Annotated in this window: 15 protein-coding genes; 6 read left to right on the plus strand and 9 right to left on the minus strand. The window is 52.3% G+C overall.

What is annotated here, in order from left to right:
* The first annotated feature begins 216 nt into the window (after positions 1–216).
* A complete protein-coding gene (locus AC2FNE_RS11805) occupies positions 217–1422 on the plus strand; it encodes an MFS transporter (RefSeq protein WP_170604407.1) in 1206 nt (401 codons plus the stop codon).
* A 189-nt stretch (positions 1423–1611) separates the two neighbouring features.
* On the opposite strand, the gene AC2FNE_RS11810 is transcribed toward AC2FNE_RS11805, so the two are convergent.
* On the minus strand, positions 1612–3543 hold the full coding sequence (locus AC2FNE_RS11810) for a DUF3604 domain-containing protein (protein ID WP_496805443.1): 1932 nt from the start codon (positions 3541–3543) through the stop codon (positions 1612–1614).
* Positions 3544–3819: 276 nt separating this feature from the next.
* Between AC2FNE_RS11810 and AC2FNE_RS11815 the strand changes: the two genes are divergently transcribed.
* The 3 genes from AC2FNE_RS11815 to AC2FNE_RS11825 all read left to right on the plus strand — a co-directional run bounded on the left by AC2FNE_RS11815 (position 3820) and on the right by AC2FNE_RS11825 (position 7730).
* The gene (locus tag AC2FNE_RS11815; RefSeq protein ID WP_170604411.1) at positions 3820–5742 is read left to right on the plus strand and encodes a DUF3604 domain-containing protein; all 1923 of its coding nucleotides are present in this window, start codon (positions 3820–3822) and stop codon (positions 5740–5742) included.
* A gap of 159 nt (positions 5743–5901) precedes the next feature.
* A complete protein-coding gene (locus tag AC2FNE_RS11820; protein ID WP_170604413.1) occupies positions 5902–6732 on the plus strand; it encodes a peptidylprolyl isomerase in 831 nt (276 codons plus the stop codon).
* On the plus strand, positions 6729–7730 hold the full coding sequence (locus AC2FNE_RS11825; protein ID WP_367648111.1) for a HupE/UreJ family protein: 1002 nt from the start codon (positions 6729–6731) through the stop codon (positions 7728–7730). Before AC2FNE_RS11820 ends, AC2FNE_RS11825 begins: the two co-directional genes overlap by 4 nt.
* A gap of 58 nt (positions 7731–7788) precedes the next feature.
* On the opposite strand, the gene AC2FNE_RS11830 is transcribed toward AC2FNE_RS11825, so the two are convergent.
* From AC2FNE_RS11830 to AC2FNE_RS11850, 5 genes are all read right to left on the minus strand, one after another.
* Complete coding sequence (locus AC2FNE_RS11830) at positions 7789–8277, minus strand: putative molybdenum carrier protein (RefSeq protein WP_170604415.1); 489 nt, start codon at positions 8275–8277, stop codon at positions 7789–7791.
* Positions 8278–8479: 202 nt separating this feature from the next.
* Positions 8480–10657, minus strand: a complete 2178-nt coding sequence (locus AC2FNE_RS11835) for a xanthine dehydrogenase family protein molybdopterin-binding subunit (RefSeq protein WP_496805444.1) — start codon at positions 10655–10657, stop codon at positions 8480–8482.
* 5 nt (positions 10658–10662) lie between these two features.
* Positions 10663–11127, minus strand: coding sequence for a (2Fe-2S)-binding protein (locus AC2FNE_RS11840; protein ID WP_170482186.1), 465 nt, complete (start codon positions 11125–11127; stop codon positions 10663–10665).
* Between the two features lie 30 nt (positions 11128–11157).
* The gene (locus AC2FNE_RS11845) at positions 11158–12000 is read right to left on the minus strand and encodes an SDR family NAD(P)-dependent oxidoreductase (RefSeq protein ID WP_170604419.1); all 843 of its coding nucleotides are present in this window, start codon (positions 11998–12000) and stop codon (positions 11158–11160) included.
* A gap of 22 nt (positions 12001–12022) precedes the next feature.
* Complete coding sequence (locus AC2FNE_RS11850) at positions 12023–12835, minus strand: SDR family oxidoreductase (RefSeq protein WP_170604421.1); 813 nt, start codon at positions 12833–12835, stop codon at positions 12023–12025.
* 160 nt (positions 12836–12995) lie between these two features.
* Between AC2FNE_RS11850 and AC2FNE_RS11855 the strand changes: the two genes are divergently transcribed.
* Together AC2FNE_RS11855 and AC2FNE_RS11860 are read left to right on the plus strand one after the other, a co-directional pair.
* Entirely contained in the window at positions 12996–13889 is an 894-nt protein-coding gene (locus tag AC2FNE_RS11855; protein ID WP_170604423.1) for an AraC family transcriptional regulator, read from the plus strand.
* Between the two features lie 341 nt (positions 13890–14230).
* Positions 14231–15433: an acetate/propionate family kinase gene (locus tag AC2FNE_RS11860; RefSeq protein WP_496805445.1), complete on the plus strand. Its 1203-nt coding sequence runs from the start codon at positions 14231–14233 to the stop codon at positions 15431–15433.
* A gap of 26 nt (positions 15434–15459) precedes the next feature.
* Here the strand turns inward: AC2FNE_RS11860 and tcuB are convergent, their stop codons facing one another.
* The 3 genes from tcuB to AC2FNE_RS11875 are packed head-to-tail and all read right to left on the minus strand — an operon-like array spanning position 15460 to position 18603.
* Entirely contained in the window at positions 15460–16527 is a 1068-nt protein-coding gene (gene tcuB, locus AC2FNE_RS11865) for a tricarballylate utilization 4Fe-4S protein TcuB (RefSeq protein WP_170604427.1), read from the minus strand.
* On the minus strand, positions 16517–17926 hold the full coding sequence (tcuA, locus tag AC2FNE_RS11870; RefSeq protein ID WP_496805446.1) for an FAD-dependent tricarballylate dehydrogenase TcuA: 1410 nt from the start codon (positions 17924–17926) through the stop codon (positions 16517–16519). The genes tcuB and tcuA overlap by 11 nt, the downstream gene beginning before the upstream one ends.
* Complete coding sequence (locus tag AC2FNE_RS11875; RefSeq protein ID WP_170482207.1) at positions 17926–18603, minus strand: GntR family transcriptional regulator; 678 nt, start codon at positions 18601–18603, stop codon at positions 17926–17928. The genes tcuA and AC2FNE_RS11875 overlap by 1 nt, the downstream gene beginning before the upstream one ends.
* Positions 18604–18743: the final 140 nt, after the last annotated feature.

Genomic DNA, 18743 nt, shown 5'->3' on the forward strand with positions numbered 1-18743 from the left:
CAGCAACGAACAACAGGCAAAGTTGTACGGCAGGATCTGGTTGGTTCTTGCGGGGGAAATGCGTGAACTGACTTTTGTTGATATTGAGAAAATTCCTTGGTCCAACGTCAGATTACAAAAAGGCGAGGCGCGTTATGGGTCGTTGCAATCTTATGACTTTGTCCGGCTATGGTTGTTTCGGCTTGATTTGCTGATGCGGCTGTCCGATAGGGCGTTATGTTTAAGAACCGAGCTATTCTTTTTATTCTTATAACTCTGGTTATCGACGCAATCGGCATTGGTATCGTGTTTCCAATCATGCCAGATTTGATGGACCGCGTTGGTGCTGGCGATACCGGGCAAGGGGCTTTTTGGGGCGGGCTGTTAATGACAGCTTATGCCGGCGCGCTGTTCCTGTGCGGGCCAATAGTAGGAAGTATATCGGATGCAGTTGGCCGCAGACCGATATTAATCGCGGCGCTTGTTATGCTTGCGTTGGATTACGTGATTATGGCTCTTGCAGAAACATTCTGGCTGCTTTTGCTTGGCCGGACTTTGGCCGGACTTGCAGGGGCAACCTACATTACCGCAACCGCTTACATTGCTGATATATCATCTCCGCAGGAGAAGGCGGCAAATTTCGGACTAATTGGGGCTGCCTTCGGGATCGGGTTTGTGCTTGGTCCCGCAATCGGTGGCGTCGCTGCTGAAATCAGTATCGCCGCCCCTTTCTGGATTGCCGCACTTCTTTCAGCGGGCAATGCTCTGTTTGGTGTTTTTGTTCTGCCCGAGAGCCTTGCGCCAGACAAACGTCGGCCTTTCGGCAAGCGCGATTTGAACCCATTTAAGTCCATTTTCGATGCTTTCCGGTTTCCCGGTCTTGCAGTCCCGCTGATTTGTATCTTTATTTTTGAATTTGCCAACATGGTTTACCCAACTCTTTGGGCATTCTGGACCCGAGAGGTATTCGACTGGCCTACACTTTACATCGGGCTGTCTCTGGCGGCATACGGCGTGCTATTGGCCTTCGTACAGGGGGTTCTAATGCCGATTTTCATACGGTGGATAGGGGATTACCGCACCCTGATGCTAGGTATGATTTCAGCTCTGATCGGAATGATCGGTTTTGGTTTCACCGCGTCAATTGCGGCCCTTGTAATATTTCTGCTGCTTGCAGCTTTGTCTGATCTTGTTCCTGCCCTCATGACTGCAATGGCGTCAAATCAAGCAGATGAAGATAGGCAAGGTGTTGTGCAGGGCGTCATTGCATCGCTGTCATCTGTTGCCGCGGTTTTGTCACCCCTTGCGATGACTGGAATCTTTCAGGCCTCAGTGGATTCCGAAGGCGTCTATCTGCCGGGTGCACCGTTCCTTTTTTCAGCCATTTTGGTGGTTGTAATGATGCCGTTGGTATTTCGGTTGCGGCGGTATGCTTCGGTTTGAGGCTTGGAAATGTCAGCACAGTCTTTTCACGGTTTGCTTTGATGCGTTTTTGCAAGCTGCAAAAATAAATTTGTCGCGCGGTCATCACAAGCAAATACAGCAGACCTGATAAACTGCTGGTTTCAGCGCAGCCAAAACTCAAAAAAAAGGGCAACACAAGTCGCCCTTTTTTGAAGACCTAAGACAGTCCTAGCCCGGCGTATACCAAATCGGAGATGTATATGCCCGCTCTGTGGTCGTCATCGGGACATAATCAGGCATCTCTACACCAAATCGTTTAGCTTCGTAGGCCGTCCAGCGAGGCGTCGGAATTTCGATCACCCGAGCATAGTAAAATGCCTGAAGACTTGGATCAAAGTCAGGGTCTTGCCAAACACCGATCAGCTCTGCAGCTCCGATTGTATTGGTCCAAGTTGCATTCTCGATGTCGACAGTGTTGCCAACATCAGGCAGCTTGCCATCGGCGTCGAGCGCGCGATCGCCGGACCACACGACGTTATAAATCTTTTCCTGAGTTGTCCCATCCGCATCAACCCAACCTTTTACAATCTGGATACGATCAAGGTTGCCGGATAGCGGATCTTTGAGTGCTGCCAGAAGAAAATTCGGAGCGCGCCCATGGGTGGCCGCCCCAAGATCTCCTCCCATTGGTACGCCCTTTTTGTATCCTGCGTCGGCGGGAAGGCGGAGGGTGGCATCCTCGGGTATGAAATCATAGCCACCGAAAAATCGAACCAACATACGCGAACCAGTGGTCGCGTACGTCTCTTTGCGTTGCATCGCGTCAAAGATCGCCGCCCGCGTGTTTTCAGTCGCCCAGACTGCGCCTAAACCTCCTGCAGCTTGTTTCCAGCCATATATGGACAGCTCCGGGTCAGGAGCTTCAATGACCAGATGCTCCCATCTGTTCGGCTCCGGCTCGACACCGGAGTGCTTTCCAAAGAAGTTGTCTTCCTGAGCGGTCGCCATGCCGGTGTGTGCGTCCGTCGCGCCCACCATGCCAAACTTGAAAGGGTTGACCCCGAGCTTCTGCTCGATAACCATGCCTCGCTTAAGAGCTTCCCGTGCGTACTCTCCTGCGAGCATTTCTGGAACTTTTAGTTCCGTGCCGTTCAGGTTCGCGGCATCCCATGTGTCAAAATCGGCGAACTCGTCGTCTGGGCTGAGGAACGGGTGTGCCTCTCCATCGCCTTTTATCTGCGTCGCCTCATAGAGCGGTTCGAAACGCGTTCGAAGATTTGCGATTTCTTCGGTCAATTCCGATCCGTCATACGCGTTGAACGAGAACATGCGACCGTTTGACAAATTCCCGTTATGCGCAATCGCGAGAACTTCGCCGCCGGTCCGTTCCTCGTATTCAGCAAGGAATGCCCAAAGGTCTTCTGGGTTCTTGCTGTCGTATTGTGAGAAAGGTCGTGTTTGGTTCGCCCGGAACCGTCCATCGCGGAACAACACGTTCCGGTGCAAGTTGTTGGCGCCCTCGGTTGTATATTCATAACCGATTATTGCGGAAAACACGCCGGGTTCGTTGTAGCTGTCCGCCAGTTCAGTATATTCCTCCCACGCGTGTTTTATGGCCTTTGGGTTGTCAATTGGAGGTTCGTCACCGGAGAGCGAAGCGACAATTTCCATAGCCGTATCAAAGGCCAATTGGGCATCACCCGACGTTAAGGCCTCGTACCAGATCTTGCCCTGTTCATTTGACAGTACTTCTGCGTCACCTGCCAGCAACTGTGGCATAAGCCCGTACATTTCAGCGTGGTCAGATACAACCAGCCAATCTAGGGGGCGCGACAGTTTCGCCCGTAATCCATGGGTTGTTGTTACTTCTTCCCCTCGCGCGAACCGAAAGGCCTGTTCCTGAGTGAGCCTTGTCATCGTGCCCGCGTCAACCGACACAGCTGTATGCAGATGGCTGTCGCCCCACAGCGGAATCTGCGGAAAATTGCGACCGGCATAGGGAGAAAATGCGTCAGGAGCCAAGACCACCTGGGTGTTCTCCTGCTCGGTCTGAAATTCCTGTGCCGTAACAGGCCCGACGGAGAATGCGACCAGCCCTGTCGTCAGATATACTGCTGCTCTTAAAGAATTTCGCCAACCTTTAAGCGATGTTTTGTGCATAAGATTTCCCCCCAAAAAAAGTATTTGCTACTGCACCAACAGTGCCACCTAATTTCAGAAGAGTATCACAAGTATAGAAAGTGGAATACTTAAGATAAATACGCGATTCAGGCTGTCTTGGTGAATTGCCAGTGATCAGCAGTTCATTCTAACAAAGACCGAAATTGGGGAAAAATTTAACACAAATATTTCAATGCCATGATATTAGTTGAATGGAATGTATAGTTGGCGGCGCTGCCTGCCGGATTCGTTATGCTGCAGAATTGGGAGGTTCTTATGCTTCGAAATTACGCGTGTTTGGTTGCTATGGTTTTTGGCCCGGCGAGTGTTCTTGCCGACGCTGTTCCCAGTAAAGAAGCGGCAGAAGGTACCTTTGCCGAGCGGCCATTTTCTCCTTATGCCAATCGAACTTTTCCAGAGCGTCCGCTTTGGGGTGACACGCATTTGCACACCGGTCTTTCGCTGGATGCCGGAGCTTTTGGCAACACGCTACTACCAGACGAAGCATGGCGTTTCGCCAAAGGGGAGCAGGTTATTTCATCGACTGGGCAACCCGTAAGGTTGGCACGGCCGCTTGATTGGATGGTTCTGACAGATCATACGGACTTGATGGGATTTGCGCCCGATCTTCAGGCTGGCAAACCTGGCGTCATTTCAGACCCGAAAGGTTTAGAATGGTACGAGGGATACAAAGCAGGCGGTGAAGAAGCTGGGAAAACAGCTTTCGACATAATCACAAACTTTTCTCAGATGACCTTGCCCGAGATTTTGTTGGAGTCATACAGCCCAGGAGCGGACGCTTTTGCGTTTACTTGGGAACATATTGTATTGGCCGCAGAGCGGCACAATGACCCCGGTAATTTTACGGCGTTCATAGGCTTTGAATGGACGTCGGTGCCGAAAGGTTTCAACCTACACAGAAACGTCATGCTTCGCGACGGACCGATCCGCGCCTTGCAAGTCGTCCCGCCGGTCACACAACCTCCGTACGGAGATACCGACCCAAAGGCGCTCTATGCGTGGTTGGAGGAGTATGAGGCCAAAACCGGTGGCCGGGCGGTTGCCTTTGCCCATAACGGCAACCTGTCCAACGGTTGGATGTTCCCTACGGAGGATACCTATCACGGCGGCAAGGTCGACGAGGAATACGTACAGAACCGCGCAAGATGGGAGCCTCACTACGAGGTAACGCAAATTAAGGGAGACGGAGAGGCACACCCGTACCTTAGCCCTGATGACCCGTTTGCCGATTATGAAAATTGGGATGTCGGAAACCTCGATATCACTGAGTTGAAAACCGAAGACATGCTGGCCGGCGAATATGCCCGTGAAGCATTGAAGCGTGGCCTTATGCTTGAAGAAAAATTTGGGGTGAACCCTTATAAATTCGGGATGGGTGGCGCGACCGACAGCCATACTTCCTTGGCTACCGCAGAAGAAGATAACTTCTATGGAAAATCTGTAAGCGTTGAACCTTCACCCACAAGGATTCAGCATCCGTTTATTGCCAATGATCTTGGGGAGATACCAGGAGACCTGCTTGTCGCCTCAGGTTACACGGCAGTATGGGCCACCGAGAACACACGCTCGGCCATATTCGATGCTTTCAAGCGTCGGGAAACCTATGCCACGACTGGCCCAAGAATTGGCCTGCGCTTTTTTGGTGGTTGGGAATTTGATGAAGGCGACCTAGAGACCCGCTTCCTGGCAGACGTTGGCTATACCAAGGGCGTGCCAATGGGCAGCGACCTGCGCCCGCGTGAAGGTGACGGCGCGCCAAAGTTCCTGATTGGTGCCTTGCGCGATCCTATCGGTGCAAATCTGGATCGGGTGCAGGTCGTCAAAGGATGGTTGGATGCCGAAGGTGAGTTACAAGAAAAGGTGTATAATGTCGCATGGTCGGACGACCGTCCTTTGGATTCCGAAGGTAACCTGCCCGATGTCGGCAACACTGTGGATATAGAAACTGCCAGTTGGAGCAATACAATAGGCGCCTCAGAACTTATTACTGTATGGACTGACCCAGAATTCGATCCTGCTGAGCGTGCCTTCTACTATGCACGGGCCTTGGAAATTCCGACGCCTCGTTGGGTCCTTTATGACAAACTCCGGTTTGGGATTGACCTGCCCGAAGACGCGCTGCTAACGCATCAGGAAAGGGCATACTCCTCTCCGATCTGGTACACCCCCAGCGAGTGAATGGATAATTGTGAATGTTGTAATCACGGGATGAACGATTTCGTCCCGCGATTTCTTTTGCCAAGTCGGAGAAAATGTAAAATTGCGTTAGTCGTTTGACATGTCGAACAGCTCGCATCAACGTTCGGGCGTCGAATTATCGACTAGCTGGGGATATTCATGCGTGTAATTAAAGAGCCTTTATTCCATTTCATTCTTATTGGCATTGCCATCTTTGGTTGGTTTAACTGGGTATCGCCTCAAAGTGAGGGCGATGATAATGGTGAGAAGATCGCAATCAATGAAGTCGATGTGGACTTATTGAGCACTCGGTTTGAAGCCAGTTGGAAGCGAGCACCAAGCGAAGCTGAACTAGAAGCACTGATCGATGCTTTGGTTCGAGAAGAAGTATTGGTCCGAGAAGCGCGCAAGCTTGGCCTGGACAAGGGCGATCAAGTGATCCGGGCAAGGCTTGCTCAAAAGATGGAGTTTCTGACCACGGCCATAGCCTCGTCGGTGGATCCGGACGAGGCCGAGTTGCAAGCTTATCTGGAAGATAATGCCGAGCGTTTCATGACGCCATCTCTTGTCGCCTTTGATCAGGTTTTTCTAGGAGAAACCGCTGAACCCAGCGAGGTGGCAGAGGTACTGTCTGCACTGAATTCTGGGGAAGACTGGTCACAACTTGGAGTTCCGTCGCTGTTGCTCCAAACGATGCCTCTATCCGCGTTAAGTGTTGTAGACTCGGCATTTGGCCGCGGGTTCTCGGGAAACCTGACAGACTTGGAAATGTCGATTTGGTCTGGTCCGATACAATCAGGTTACGGACAGCATCTTGTTCGAGTCACAGGCATTCAGGCCGGAGGCTTACCGTCGCTGGATGACATTCGTGAAGCAGTATTGTCGGAGTGGCGCCGTGAAACCGGTGACGATTTGGCACAAGCGCAGTATGAAATTCTGGCTGCTCAGTACGAAATCCAGACGCCCACTGGCGAAGGTGATGATCAGTGAGGTTTGTACTGGGTTTTCTTCTTGCGTTGTTGTTTTTCTGGACTCCGCAAACGGTACGCTCCCATGCGCTTGATCCAGGGTATTTGGATCTCCAACAATTGGCAGAGGGCACCTGGCAGGTCCTGTGGCGTGTTCCAGACGTTAATGGCAGGCCAATGGAAATCGGCGTTGTTTTGCCCAATCAGTGCGCTCCTGCACGCGGCCCGCAACCTGCGTCAGACAGTGTTGCATGGGTGTCCAGGTGGGTCGCTGAATGCGAAACTGAGATTGCTGGACAAACGGTGGCCATAGAAGGCTTGGAGAAGCAGCGAAACGATGTGCTTTTGCGTATCCAACCATTGGAATCCGAACCAGTCACACTGCGTTTTACTCCCGAAATGACGGTTCTGACAGTTCCTGAACGTCCTTCGATCTGGTCGGTCTTCACCAGTTATTTTCAACTGGGTTTCGAGCATATCTTGGAAGGTTGGGACCATTTATTGTTTGTATTTGCCTTATTCATACTTGTCCGAGATCCTTGGCGGCTTGTGGGCGCGATCACAGCGTTCACAATTGCCCACTCGATAACTCTGGCCCTTGCGACCCTCGGGGTTTTAAAAGTTCCAGCCGCCCCGGTGGAAGCTGTTATAGCCTTGTCGATTGTATTTTTGGCTCTGGAAATACTGAGGCATAAGGAAGGTCAAATCAGGTTGTCCGAGCAGTATCCCTGGATAGTTTGCTTTTGCTTCGGACTTCTGCACGGGCTTGGATTTGCCGGCGCGTTAAGTGAAATCGGACTACCTTCGCAAGACATTCCTGCCGCGCTGTTTGCGTTCAATGTAGGTGTCGAGGCTGGCCAGCTCGCCTTTATTGCTGCAGTTTCGTCAGCGCTCGCGGTATGGCGACTAATCGCGCCCTCCGGATTCCCAAGAATCTATGCCAATGCCACCCCAGTGATCGGCTATGCGATTGGTTGCGTATCTGTTTTCTGGCTTGTCGAACGTGTCAACGGATTTTAGCGTAATAACTGAATTATTGCATGATCCGTCAGTTCAATAACCGCTGTTTCTCCAAACACTACAAGTCTTTACCTCTTAACGGAAAAACCTTATCGGGTGTTAGGCATTGACCTAAGATATACTTTACCAACTCGCCAATCTGGGGGGCTTCTGATTTTCGAGGACCTGCGATATTCAAAACCGACACGGGCGTGGACAACAACCAACTTCGTATAGCCCGCGCACATTTCTCCACGCCATCTCTGACATCAACTACCAAGTGCGACTTTCCCAACTCTCGTGCGAAAACGATAGTTTTATCAGTTCCTGGACTGGTTGATCCATCTATGAATACAAGGGTTGCGTCACTGGTTGCCACATTTAGCCGGGTCCTTTCGATCACATCGTCTGTATCCGTCTCCTTCAGCCCGGGGATGTAGTCGGGAATTTTTCCAGCCTCATTTGTCCGGCCATTTGGAACCCAGCCTTCGCACGGAATTGAGTGCTCAACGGCGAATTCCAACGCGGACATGTCAACACCGGTTTGTCCACCAGACACGATTTTCACAGGGGATCACCCAAAACCAAATGCGGTACGAATAGTTACAGTAAATTTAATCGTTCGCACGCCCGAGAGCAAACGCTAGAACCAGATCGCGGTATGTAAAAGTAATCCCGGTTTTCCAACGCTTAACTGTAGATTGGAAGCAGGTCACCCTCGGCGAGCTGAAACCCGCCCGCGGCGACTTCGCGCCACGAGCGGGAAAAGATTAGGCGAATGCGACTCCATTTTCATTCATTGGCAGTTCGGACACGCGCAAATCCAGCTGAGCGATGGCATTGGCCAGCGCCGGGGCAGAAGGCGGTGTACCCGGTTCACCGATACCCGTCGGGGCCTCTGTTGACGAGATGATATGCGTTTCGATCGACTTGATGTCTGAAATGCGAAGCGGTTCGTAGTCAGGAAAATTAGACTGCTCAACCGAGCCTTGGTCCAAGGTTATCTGATCGCGCATTGCATGTCCGATGCCATAGCCAATGCCACCCTCGACCTGGGCTTTGATCACGTCCGGGTTGACTGCAATACCGCAATCAACCGCGGCAGTTACTTTTTCAATCTGAATTCCATCGTCCAGATTGCCGGATATTTCGACGACTTCGGCCACGTAGGAACCGAATGACTTATGAATAGCTATGCCTTGGACATTGCCATCGGCGAGCTTACCCCAATTTCCTTTCTCGGCCGCAAGTCTTAGCACCGCGGCTTTGCGTTGCTGATCCTTTCCGCCCGCAAGATAGCCCAATCGGAATACCACAGGATCAATGCCAGCGGCTTTGGCTGCCATATCCATCATAACCTCCATTACATATCCGGTGTGTGTATGCCCGACCGAGCGCCACCAAAGAACCGAGGTGGCTTTTTCCGTATCCGTCAGGCCGATTGCCATACTGGGAATGATATAAGGATTTTCCGTTACTCCCTCGACAGTCGAATGGTCGACTCCGTCCCGAACGGCGAACGCCTCGAACGCGGTACCTTTCATGATGGATTGACCTGCAACTTGGTGCTCCCAGCCGACAATTTTTCCGTCAGCGTCCATTCCGACGCGGACTTTGTGACCGACGGCGGGTCGGTAATACCCGCCTCGGATGTCGTCTTCGCGGTCCCAGACCAGTTTAACTGGGCGCGACCGGTCCGTCATTGAAAAGGCCAAAGCCGCCTCGACTTGGTAATCGGCGTCCGGAGTTGCACGACGCCCGAAAGAGCCGCCAGCCAGCATAGTCTTGATATGAATCTTTTCAGCTGGAAGGCCGAAAATCTGCTGGTATGCCATGTGTGGACCGGTTGGCATCTGTGCGCCGTCATGCAAAACGATGTCGCCATCAGCAGTTTGCTCGATCGTGCAATTTATTGGTTCCATCGGGGCGTGGGCCAACAACGGAAAATAGAATGTCTTTTCAACGATGGTCGCAGCCCCTTCAACTGCTGCTGTGACAGCGGATTGATCGGCTTTGTTCACGTTGTAAACAGGTGCATTGTCCAACGCAGCCAAGATCTCATCCCGGATTTCTTGCGAGGACCGTGTCTCCGCCGCAGACATGTCCCAGTCAACATTCAGCGCTTCGCGGGCTTGCATCGCAGCCCATGTATTTTCTGCGTACACGGCAACACCATGCTTCGTAGGTAGAGTTTGGGCCATAATGAAACCCTTAACGTCCCTTGAACCGGTGTCATCGAAGCCAATGACTTTTCCACCTTGCTGTGGCGTACGTTTGACCATGACAACCATCTGATTGTCCAGTTGCACGTCCATGGCGAATTTCGCTGTGCCGTTTACCTTGATCGGGCTGTCTTTTCGGCGTGTCGCCTCGTTGCCAATAATTTTCCATTCGGACGGATCGCGCAGACGTGGGCTTTCCGATGGTGCCAGAGCGCTTGCGGCGGCCACAAATTCTCCTAACGGCGCTGAGTTGGACGACCCGCTGATCACTCCGCCCTGAATATCCAGTGCCGTGGTTTCGACGCCCCAAGCTTCCGCTGCGGCTCTGATCAATACTTCGCGTGCCCCGGCGCCAGCTGTTCGGTATTGTACCCAAGAGTTTGAAATGGCCGTAGAGCCGCCAGTTCCCTGAAATGGTCCAAAAAGTGTATTGTTGTAGACGTTGGGATCTGAAGGTGCGAACTCGTAATCGATCTGATCCATTCTGACCCCCAGCTCTTCGGCGATCAATGAGGTAAGACCTGTAGCTGGTCCCTGACCTTTTTCGAAGTGTTTGACAATCGCAACGACGTTGCCGTTGCTGTCGATCTTTACGAAAGGATTCAACATCGCATCGGCCGAGCTAGACGCGGCCATTGTACCATTTGCGCTTGTTCCGACATACAGAACAGCACCTGCGGCGGCGGCTGTTTGTAGGAAACCACGGCGGGAAAGTTTGACGGTCATAGTTGTTAGGCCTCCAGAATTTCGGATGCGCGCAAAACCCCGGCGCGGATTCGTTGGTAAGTCGCGCACCGGCAGGCATTGCCATACATGTACTCATCGACTTCTTCTGCCGTGGGCTTGGCGTTTTCGCGCAGCAGCCCAACTGCGTTCATGATCTGACCTGACTGGCAATATCCACATTGAACCACATCCAGTTCTATCCATGCCTGTTGAACTGCGGCCCCGATTTTGTCCTGATCCATTACCTCGATCGTCGTGATTTCCGCGTCTTCAACGTCTTCAATGTAGGTCTGGCACGAACGCACGGGCTCGCCATTCAAGTGAACAGTGCAAGCGCCACATGATGCGACGCCACATCCGAATTTGGTTCCCGTCAATTTTAACTCGTCCCGGATAACCCACAGCAGTGGTGTGCCGGGCTCCGCCTCGACGGAATGTGATTGACCATTTAATTTAAGCGTTAATGCCATGGCTTTTGGGGCCTCCCTATTGGCTGTTGCTTATTCAAACTTCTCGAATTTAGCGAAGGTATCTGCATAATCCGGATGCCATCGGGACAGGGCAGGGCGGTTTTCGATAATGTCACCCAATGCCCAGGTTACCCGGCGCTTGTCGCGTTCAGGCGGCACGTCATTGTCAGGGCAGAGGATATAAAAATCCCCTTTCGATATGCGCGTAATCAGGTGGTCGACAGTTTGTTCCGATGTCCAAGCGGCAGCGGGTTTGTCGGGGATATGGCGCGCAATCATTCCGGTATATGTAAAGCCCGGAACGAAGAGATGGGCCGAGATTGGTGCTTTTTCCTGACGTAGATCGTGCGCAAGCATCTCGGTCAGAACTTTGACACCTGCTTTTGAAACATTGTAGGCGGGGTTGCCTGGTGGGGTGGTGATCCCCTGTTTTGAGCCGGTGTTGATGACAACGGCGGGGCGATCTGCGGCGATCATGCGCGGTAAAAAGGCTTGAACACCGTTGATCACCCCAAAAAGGTTCACTTCAATGATGTCGCGCCAGGCGTCAGGCTTTTCCCAACTGCCGCTGGGACGTGCTATCCCAGCATTGTTCATAAGCACGGCCACTTCACCGGCCGCGAATGTTGCATCGGCCAGGGCCTGCACCGCCTCGGCATCGCTTACATCGGTAGGAACAGTAAAAACCTGAGCGTTGTTTTGCAGATGGCCACGAACTTGCTCCTGTGCCTGATCCAAAGTCTCACCTGGCAAGTCGGCTAGCATGACACTGAGCCCCGCTTGGGCAAAGCGTTCAGCAGCGGCAAGTCCGACACCGCTTGCTCCACCTGTTACAACTGCAATGCCGCCTTGTTCTATCGATTCAAAATACATTTCCGTGCCTCCCGATCTGAATCTAGAGCCCCAGATTTTGCTTCAAGGCTCCGATAAAAGTCGCGTCGTCCTGAGTTTTTCGAGTGTCCAGCAATTCCTCTGCGTCCTGTCCAGCGCGGTATCGCAGTTGAGAACTGCCGTCAGTCACGGCGTCCCAGATAACCTCTGCCACGACAATGGGTTCAGATGCGGATTGTGCTTGAGACCAAGCACCGAACAGCGCTTGTACAACAGGTTGATATTCCGTCATGGTCTCGTCGTTCACCATATCGAACGAACGGCCGCCGAAATCAGTTTTGATCATTCCGGGTTCGACGATCTTGACCTTTATTCCCGCAGCTTCGAGTTCGAAATGCAGCGCCTCTGAAATTCCTTCGACGGCGAATTTTGTTCCATGGTAAAGCGTTCCCAGCGGAAAAGTCATCTGTCCGCCAATCGAGGAAATATTAACGATCGTCCCAGTGCCCTGCCGACGCATATGCGGCAAAACTGCCTTGGTCGTTTCTAAAAGGCCGATCACATTTGTGTCGAATTGTCGGCGAATGCGGTCCATGGGAAACGCTTCCAACGGACCATATGCGCCGTAACCTGCATTATTGAGTAAAACGTCAATTTTTTCGAAAGCTTCAAGGCCCGCAGATACAGCGGATTGAATCGAAACTGGATCTGTTACATCCAAGCGGGTCACCATAACGTTATTCATGCCAACCAAGTCTTGCTCTTTTTCAGGGCTGCGCATTGTGGCAATCACGTTCCAGCCTTTTGAGGCGAACAACCTTGCTGTCTCTTTTCCGATGCCTGAAGAAGCACCTGTGATCATTATTGTCTGCGACATGAGATAAATCCTGATTGAGCTATGAAACAAAACTAGTGTCATTGCCCACAAGGTCGCTGCCTTATCCTCCAAATGATCTGCCTAATTCTCCGACCATTTGGTGTTTGCTGTTCACGAAACGCCTATTGCGCCTATATTTCTAAGGAACAGGAGGCCTGCCATGGTATCGAAAAATCTGGTCTACGATGTTTTTAACCTTGTGAAAGCCAAGGGTGCGCTGGGCGTAGGCTGTGAAACTGGCGTGGACGGCTTTTACGCCTTTGGCAGCCTTGAGACTACGGAATGTGCTGCCGGTTTTTATGAACCGATTATGTGCTTGGTCCTGCAAGGCGCTAAAGAGGCCTACATCGGTGGACGCGTCGTGCGATATGCCGCAGGCGATACTTTGATTGTCAGCCACGCGGTGCCTGTCGACGCAGCAATAATTCAAGCCAGCCCTGACGAGCCTTATACAGCGCTTGCACTGAAATTGGATTTGGCGCTGGCGCGCAGTCTTTACGACGAGATTGGAGAAGTCATTGAGAACGAAAGCGACGCTCGTACGCTGGATGCAGACGTTTCGGAAGAAGCTGTAGTGGATGCCGTTGCACGACTGTTCCGCTTGGCTCAGGATCCAGTCGAGGCACGGGCGTTGGCACCATTGGTTCTGAAAGAGATTCACTTTCGTCTGTTGCGGGCACGTCATGGAGCGATGCTGCGAAAACTTTTGCGGCATGAAAGCCCGGCGAGCAGGATTTCGAAAACCATCGCGTTCATTCGTGACAATTACAAAGCCACCATCCCGGTGGCTGACTTGGCAGCCGAGTCAGGTATGAGCCTGTCCGCGTTTCATGAACACTTCAAAAGCGTCACGTCGACATCCCCGCTTCAATACCAAAAAGAACTTAGATTGCTTGAAGCACGCCGTCTGCTTTTGTCTGGACATGTATCGGTCGCATCCGCTGCATACGACGTTGGATACGAAAGCCCCACTCAATTCAGCAGAGAGTTTTCTCGCAAATTTGGATTGTCTCCCAGCGAGCAAAAATCAGGAGCGACCCTGCTGGCTGGATAAAACCGAGTTTGGCAGCGACCTTGTCGTGTCTAAACGCAAATGGCTACAGATCGCTTTAGCGTTGAACGATATTGAAAAATCCGGCAACCGTGCTTTCCATCGCGCGGTATGTCGCATGTATGACATCTTAAACTGCTGCTCTGGTTACAAATATGTTTGATATGCAGGCATATGGAGAGTTCGGGTATCATGTCTGATAAGAAACCTAAATTTGCCACTTTTTTCAGGTGCCGGCCCCGCGGTTTGGTAGTCTGCAATGATCGTGCAAACAAGTTTTCGAACCACATTAAGACTTGCTCCGGCGCAATCCTGCGTCGCACACATATTACCGGAGTCAATTCATGACCCATGTTTTGACCTTGAATGCGGGGTCCTCGTCGCTGAAATTCGGCTTGTTTGCTTTAGGGGCAAGTGATCCTTCAGCAGTCAGTACCGGGTTGGTGGAAGAGATTGGAAGCGATTGCGCGCGCATTCATGCGAGTTCTGGCGACGGTGAAGTAATTGCGGACAATCGGCCAGAGCCGATTCAGGATGACGCAGTGGCCCTTGATCGGGTGCTTGCGCTATTAGGCCATCATTACCCAGATGTGCGAATCTCGGCAGTAGGTCACCGAATTGTACACGGCGGCCAAGATATAGTTTCACCACAGCCGTTGAGCGAGGAGGTATTAAAGAAGCTTGAACGGTTATCACCGCTTGCACCTTTGCACCAACCGCAAAACTTGTTGGTTGCACGGATTGCGATGGCGCGGTTTCCGAAGGCGCTGCAAATAGCATGTTTTGACACCGCATTTCATCGTCATCACCCTTGGGTAAATGATGTCTTTGCCTTACCAAGAGAATACTACGACAAAGGCGTGCGCCGGTACGGTTTTCACGGGCTGAGTTATGAATACATCTCTGACCATCTACGAAGAACTGCACCATTATTTCATGCTGGCCGGGTCATCGTAGCGCATCTGGGAAACGGCGCGTCAATGTGTGCAATGGTCAGTGGCAGATCCGTTGGGTCGACGATGGGATTTTCGGCCCTTGATGGGCTGCCAATGGGTACACGTTGCGGACAGCTTGATCCAGGAGTCTTACTTTACCTGATGGAACAAGAGGGTATGAGCGCCAGCGAAATAGCGGACCTACTTTATAAACATTCGGGTCTGTTGGGTTTGTCCGGCCTGTCCCACGATATGCGCACACTTGAAAAGGCCGACACCCCTGAAACCCGACAAGCAATTAGTTATTTCACCTTTCGTATTCGCCGCGAGTTAGGCGCATTGGCAGCGGTTCTTGGCGGATTGGATACTGTGATATTTACGGGTGGAATTGGCGAAAACTCTCGTCTTATCCGAGACCGGGTATGCGGTGACATGGGGTGGCTGGGCATCGAGCTGGATCACGATGCGAATGCCGACAACAACCGCATCATCTCGACCGATTTGTCGCGGGTTTCGGTCATGGTTATCCCAACCAACGAGGAGCTAGTCATTGCCCGCGCAGCGGCACTGCATCTGGCATCGGAAGCTACTAAGGTTCATGACAGATCGTAGGGCTAAGCGACCTGATGAAGCCTAATTCATGACAGCCTCTTTCTCTGCGCGTCTCTGATCAAGGCTGCGAGACGATAGAAACCGTGCGCCATCTTGGTATAGGGCGTCAACAGAAAGAAGGTCAGGACAGATCCCAGATGGATGGCCAGCAATGCGGGCATAAAAGAGGTCGAACCAAGAGCATAAAGGACAAGTCCGCTCAAACCTACAAACCCAAGTAGCAGGATAAAACCGAATTCGCCTCCCCACGCCGAAGGGTCGCCCAGTTCGCGGTCGGACTTTTGCTTCAGAAACGCCATCGCCCCACAACCCACGGTCAGCAATAACCCACCGGAAATCCCGAATAATTTAGGCAATGACCAGAACCCATAGGGTGCGTGCATTCCCAAACCGTAATGCATAATTGTCGCCGCCGAAGTCGACGCAAAACACAACAGGAAACCGTACATGATGGATTGGTGAATGTGACGACGCGCCTGGCTAAATCGGTCTTCGTCCTCGAAATTGCAGCCGTCACCATGACCAGCGGCGAGATCTTGCATCTGACCAACGCGTTTCAAAGCAGCCGTCACGTCAGAAAATTGGATGGGTTTTCCACTGACCTCGGTCCAATACCGCTTAAGGCTTAGGCCAACGCTGATCAATGGAAGAAGGAATGCAGGAGCAAAAATCGCCACCATCGCGTTATGGGAAAGAACGGCATAAAAGCCGTCCCCACCGCTAGATCCAATTGCACGAGCTGCCCAGAACAAAAGGGCAAATCCGACTACTAGCGCCAGCGCGATGGCCCCTCCATCAGTGTGAAAACGACGCGCCAGTGGTTGCGGCCAAGCAAAACTTTCCCAACTGTCGCGTCGCACCTCAGCAAGTGCTTTTGGCAAGTTCAGATCGAATTCATGCGGGGCGGTATACTGACACGCATAATAACAGCCCCGGCAGTTGTGACAAAGATTTGCAAGCTGAGTTATGTCGCCAATCGAAAATGCCCGTTCCGAATGAAGGGACGGAAATACCGAGCAATAACCCTCGCAATAGCGGCACGCATTGCAGATTTCAGCCTGACGGCGGGCTTCTTGAATTAATTCAGTTTGCATAAGCAGCGGCCTCACGTCCTGCAATCCGTCCAAAAACGGTTCCAATTGTCATCCCGAACCCTGCAAGATACCCTTGGCCTAAGATCGATCCCGCCATGGTTTCTCCGGCCGCCCATAGGTTTTGGATTTTTCCCGAGGATGTCGAACACTGTGCGTTGTCGTTCACTTTCAACCCCAAATAGGTGAAAGTTACGCCTGTACGTAAGGTATAACCGTAGTAAGGCGGCTTGGAGATCGGTCTCGCCCAGTTGGTTTTGGGCGGCGTCAGGCCAGAGGTACTGACACCGTCCAATTCGGTTGGATGAAACCCGCTTGTATCGCCGCAGGAGGCATTGAATTCGGTGACTGTCGCGATCAGCTTGTCGGCCGGCAGACCCATCAAGTTTGCTAGGTCTTCAAGCGAATCCGCCTTCAATGGTGGAAAGACTGACGGCATGAACAAGTCCAGCGATTTTGCGTCGATGATCACGTATCCCACCTGGTCTGGTTGGGCCGCCACCAGCCGACCCCATATGGCATAACGTTTGGGCCAGACATCCTCGCCTTCGTCGTAGAATCTTTCGGCATTCTTGTTCACGACGATTGAAAACGGCACACAGTCCAAACGCGTGACGATGCCACCGTCGAACTTTGGCGCGCGGCCGTCGATTGCAACGGCATGGCATTGTGTGGGATCTCCTACGCTTTCGACGCCTTGATCCAGCAGGTCGGCCAACACTACACCTCGGTTATAAGGCGTCCCCCGGATCAAAAAATTCTTTGCAGGCTCACCCCACGCCCGGGTTAACCAGTCAGTGTCGGCCTGAAACCCGCCTGAGGCAACGATTACTGCCTTTGGTGCGATCCGGTGGGATTGTCCTTTGTAAGTGTAGCCCACCCATTCAACTCGATCATCGTTCAGTTCCAAATGCGTGACGGCGGCTTCATACAGCACCTCGACGCCCAATCTCTCAGCCGTTCGGTAATATGCGTTAACCAGTGATTTCCCACCGCCCATGAAAAAGGCATTGGTTCGCGCCAATGACAGAGTGCCGGACAGCGACGGCTGGAAACGCACCCCATGTTGTTCCATCCAAGGCAGGCATTCCTCAGAGGAGCGGATTGCCATTCGTGCCAGATTTTCGTCGGTTTTACCGCCAGTAACCTTCATAAGATCGGACAAGTGTTCTTCTTCGCTGTATTCTTCGATCAGTGGTCCCAAAGGTCCGGTATGCTTGCAACGAAAGTTTCTGGTGTGCCGGGAGTTTCCTCCGCGATAGGGTTTGGGCGCGGTTTCGAGTATCAGAACCTTAGCGCCTGCTTCAGCCGCTGTAATGGCAGCGCAAAGCGCTGCGTTGCCGCCCCCTATGACCGCGATGTCGTGTGTCGCCGTTTGATTGGCCGCATCCGTTGTTTTCATCAATCTTGTTCCGCGTTGCGATTGCGTTTTTGCAAAGCGCGAATCCTGATACGCTGTGCTGTCTGGATGTGGGCGCGCATTTCCGCCTCGGCTGCCGCGCCGTCCCGTTCCAACAGTGCTGACATTACCCGCCGATGTTCGGTTACAGCTTCTTCGGCGCGTTCGCTGTCCAGCAGTTGCGAGGGCCCAAGGATCAACAGCGCTTTTTGTAAGGACAGCATTGACTTGGACAAGAACCGGTTTTTGGCTGCATCCAGAAGTGTATCGTGGAAAACTCGGTTGATACGAGTGGCTTCCGGACCTGTTCCTGCCTGGGCCAATTGTTCGTTCAAATGCGCAAGCTCGCTCATCTCAACTTCTGACGCTGCCCGGGCAGCGAGCCGTGCAGCGGTACCTTCAAGCACCGCGCGCATTTCATACAATTCCATTACTTCGGCATATTCGAGCTTGCGGACCGTCGCGCCCAGCCTTGGAATGTGGGAAACGAGCCCATCTGCCTCAAGATTTCGGATCGCTTCGCGAACGGGGGTCCTGCTCACGCCTATCCGATTGGATAGTTCAACTTCTCGCAATCGGTCACCCGGCAGAAGAGCGCCGTTTCGAATCTCATCCAGTAACCGCTGATAGGCGGAACTGCCCTGCGGGCCTGAGGAAAGCGAGTCGTCTTGATTGGTCACCGATAATAATCCTCTATGCATCCGGTTGCATACATTTGTATTCAAAATTTGTCAACAAGCCCAAACCTGTTGGTTTTCGGGGGGTATTCAAAGGCGAGATTGACCAACTCAAAAGCCGCGAACTTACGGTAGTTACGGGC

Source organism: Ruegeria sp. YKSD179 (assembly GCF_059612885.1).

Coding starts and splice junctions, on each gene's coding strand:
- tcuA (WP_496805446.1), bottom strand. CDS start 17,926: ATGAAAACAACGGATGCGGCCAATCAAACGGCGACACACGACATCGCG.
- AC2FNE_RS11815 (WP_170604411.1), top strand. CDS start 3,820: ATGCTTCGAAATTACGCGTGTTTGGTTGCTATGGTTTTTGGCCCGGCG.
- AC2FNE_RS11810 (WP_496805443.1), bottom strand. CDS start 3,543: ATGCACAAAACATCGCTTAAAGGTTGGCGAAATTCTTTAAGAGCAGCA.
- AC2FNE_RS11835 (WP_496805444.1), bottom strand. CDS start 10,657: ATGACCGTCAAACTTTCCCGCCGTGGTTTCCTACAAACAGCCGCCGCC.
- tcuB (WP_170604427.1), bottom strand. CDS start 16,527: ATGCAAACTGAATTAATTCAAGAAGCCCGCCGTCAGGCTGAAATCTGC.
- AC2FNE_RS11820 (WP_170604413.1), top strand. CDS start 5,902: ATGCGTGTAATTAAAGAGCCTTTATTCCATTTCATTCTTATTGGCATT.
- AC2FNE_RS11805 (WP_170604407.1), top strand. CDS start 217: ATGTTTAAGAACCGAGCTATTCTTTTTATTCTTATAACTCTGGTTATC.
- AC2FNE_RS11850 (WP_170604421.1), bottom strand. CDS start 12,835: ATGTCGCAGACAATAATGATCACAGGTGCTTCTTCAGGCATCGGAAAA.
- AC2FNE_RS11845 (WP_170604419.1), bottom strand. CDS start 12,000: ATGTATTTTGAATCGATAGAACAAGGCGGCATTGCAGTTGTAACAGGT.
- AC2FNE_RS11860 (WP_496805445.1), top strand. CDS start 14,231: ATGACCCATGTTTTGACCTTGAATGCGGGGTCCTCGTCGCTGAAATTC.
- AC2FNE_RS11840 (WP_170482186.1), bottom strand. CDS start 11,127: ATGGCATTAACGCTTAAATTAAATGGTCAATCACATTCCGTCGAGGCG.
- AC2FNE_RS11855 (WP_170604423.1), top strand. CDS start 12,996: ATGGTATCGAAAAATCTGGTCTACGATGTTTTTAACCTTGTGAAAGCC.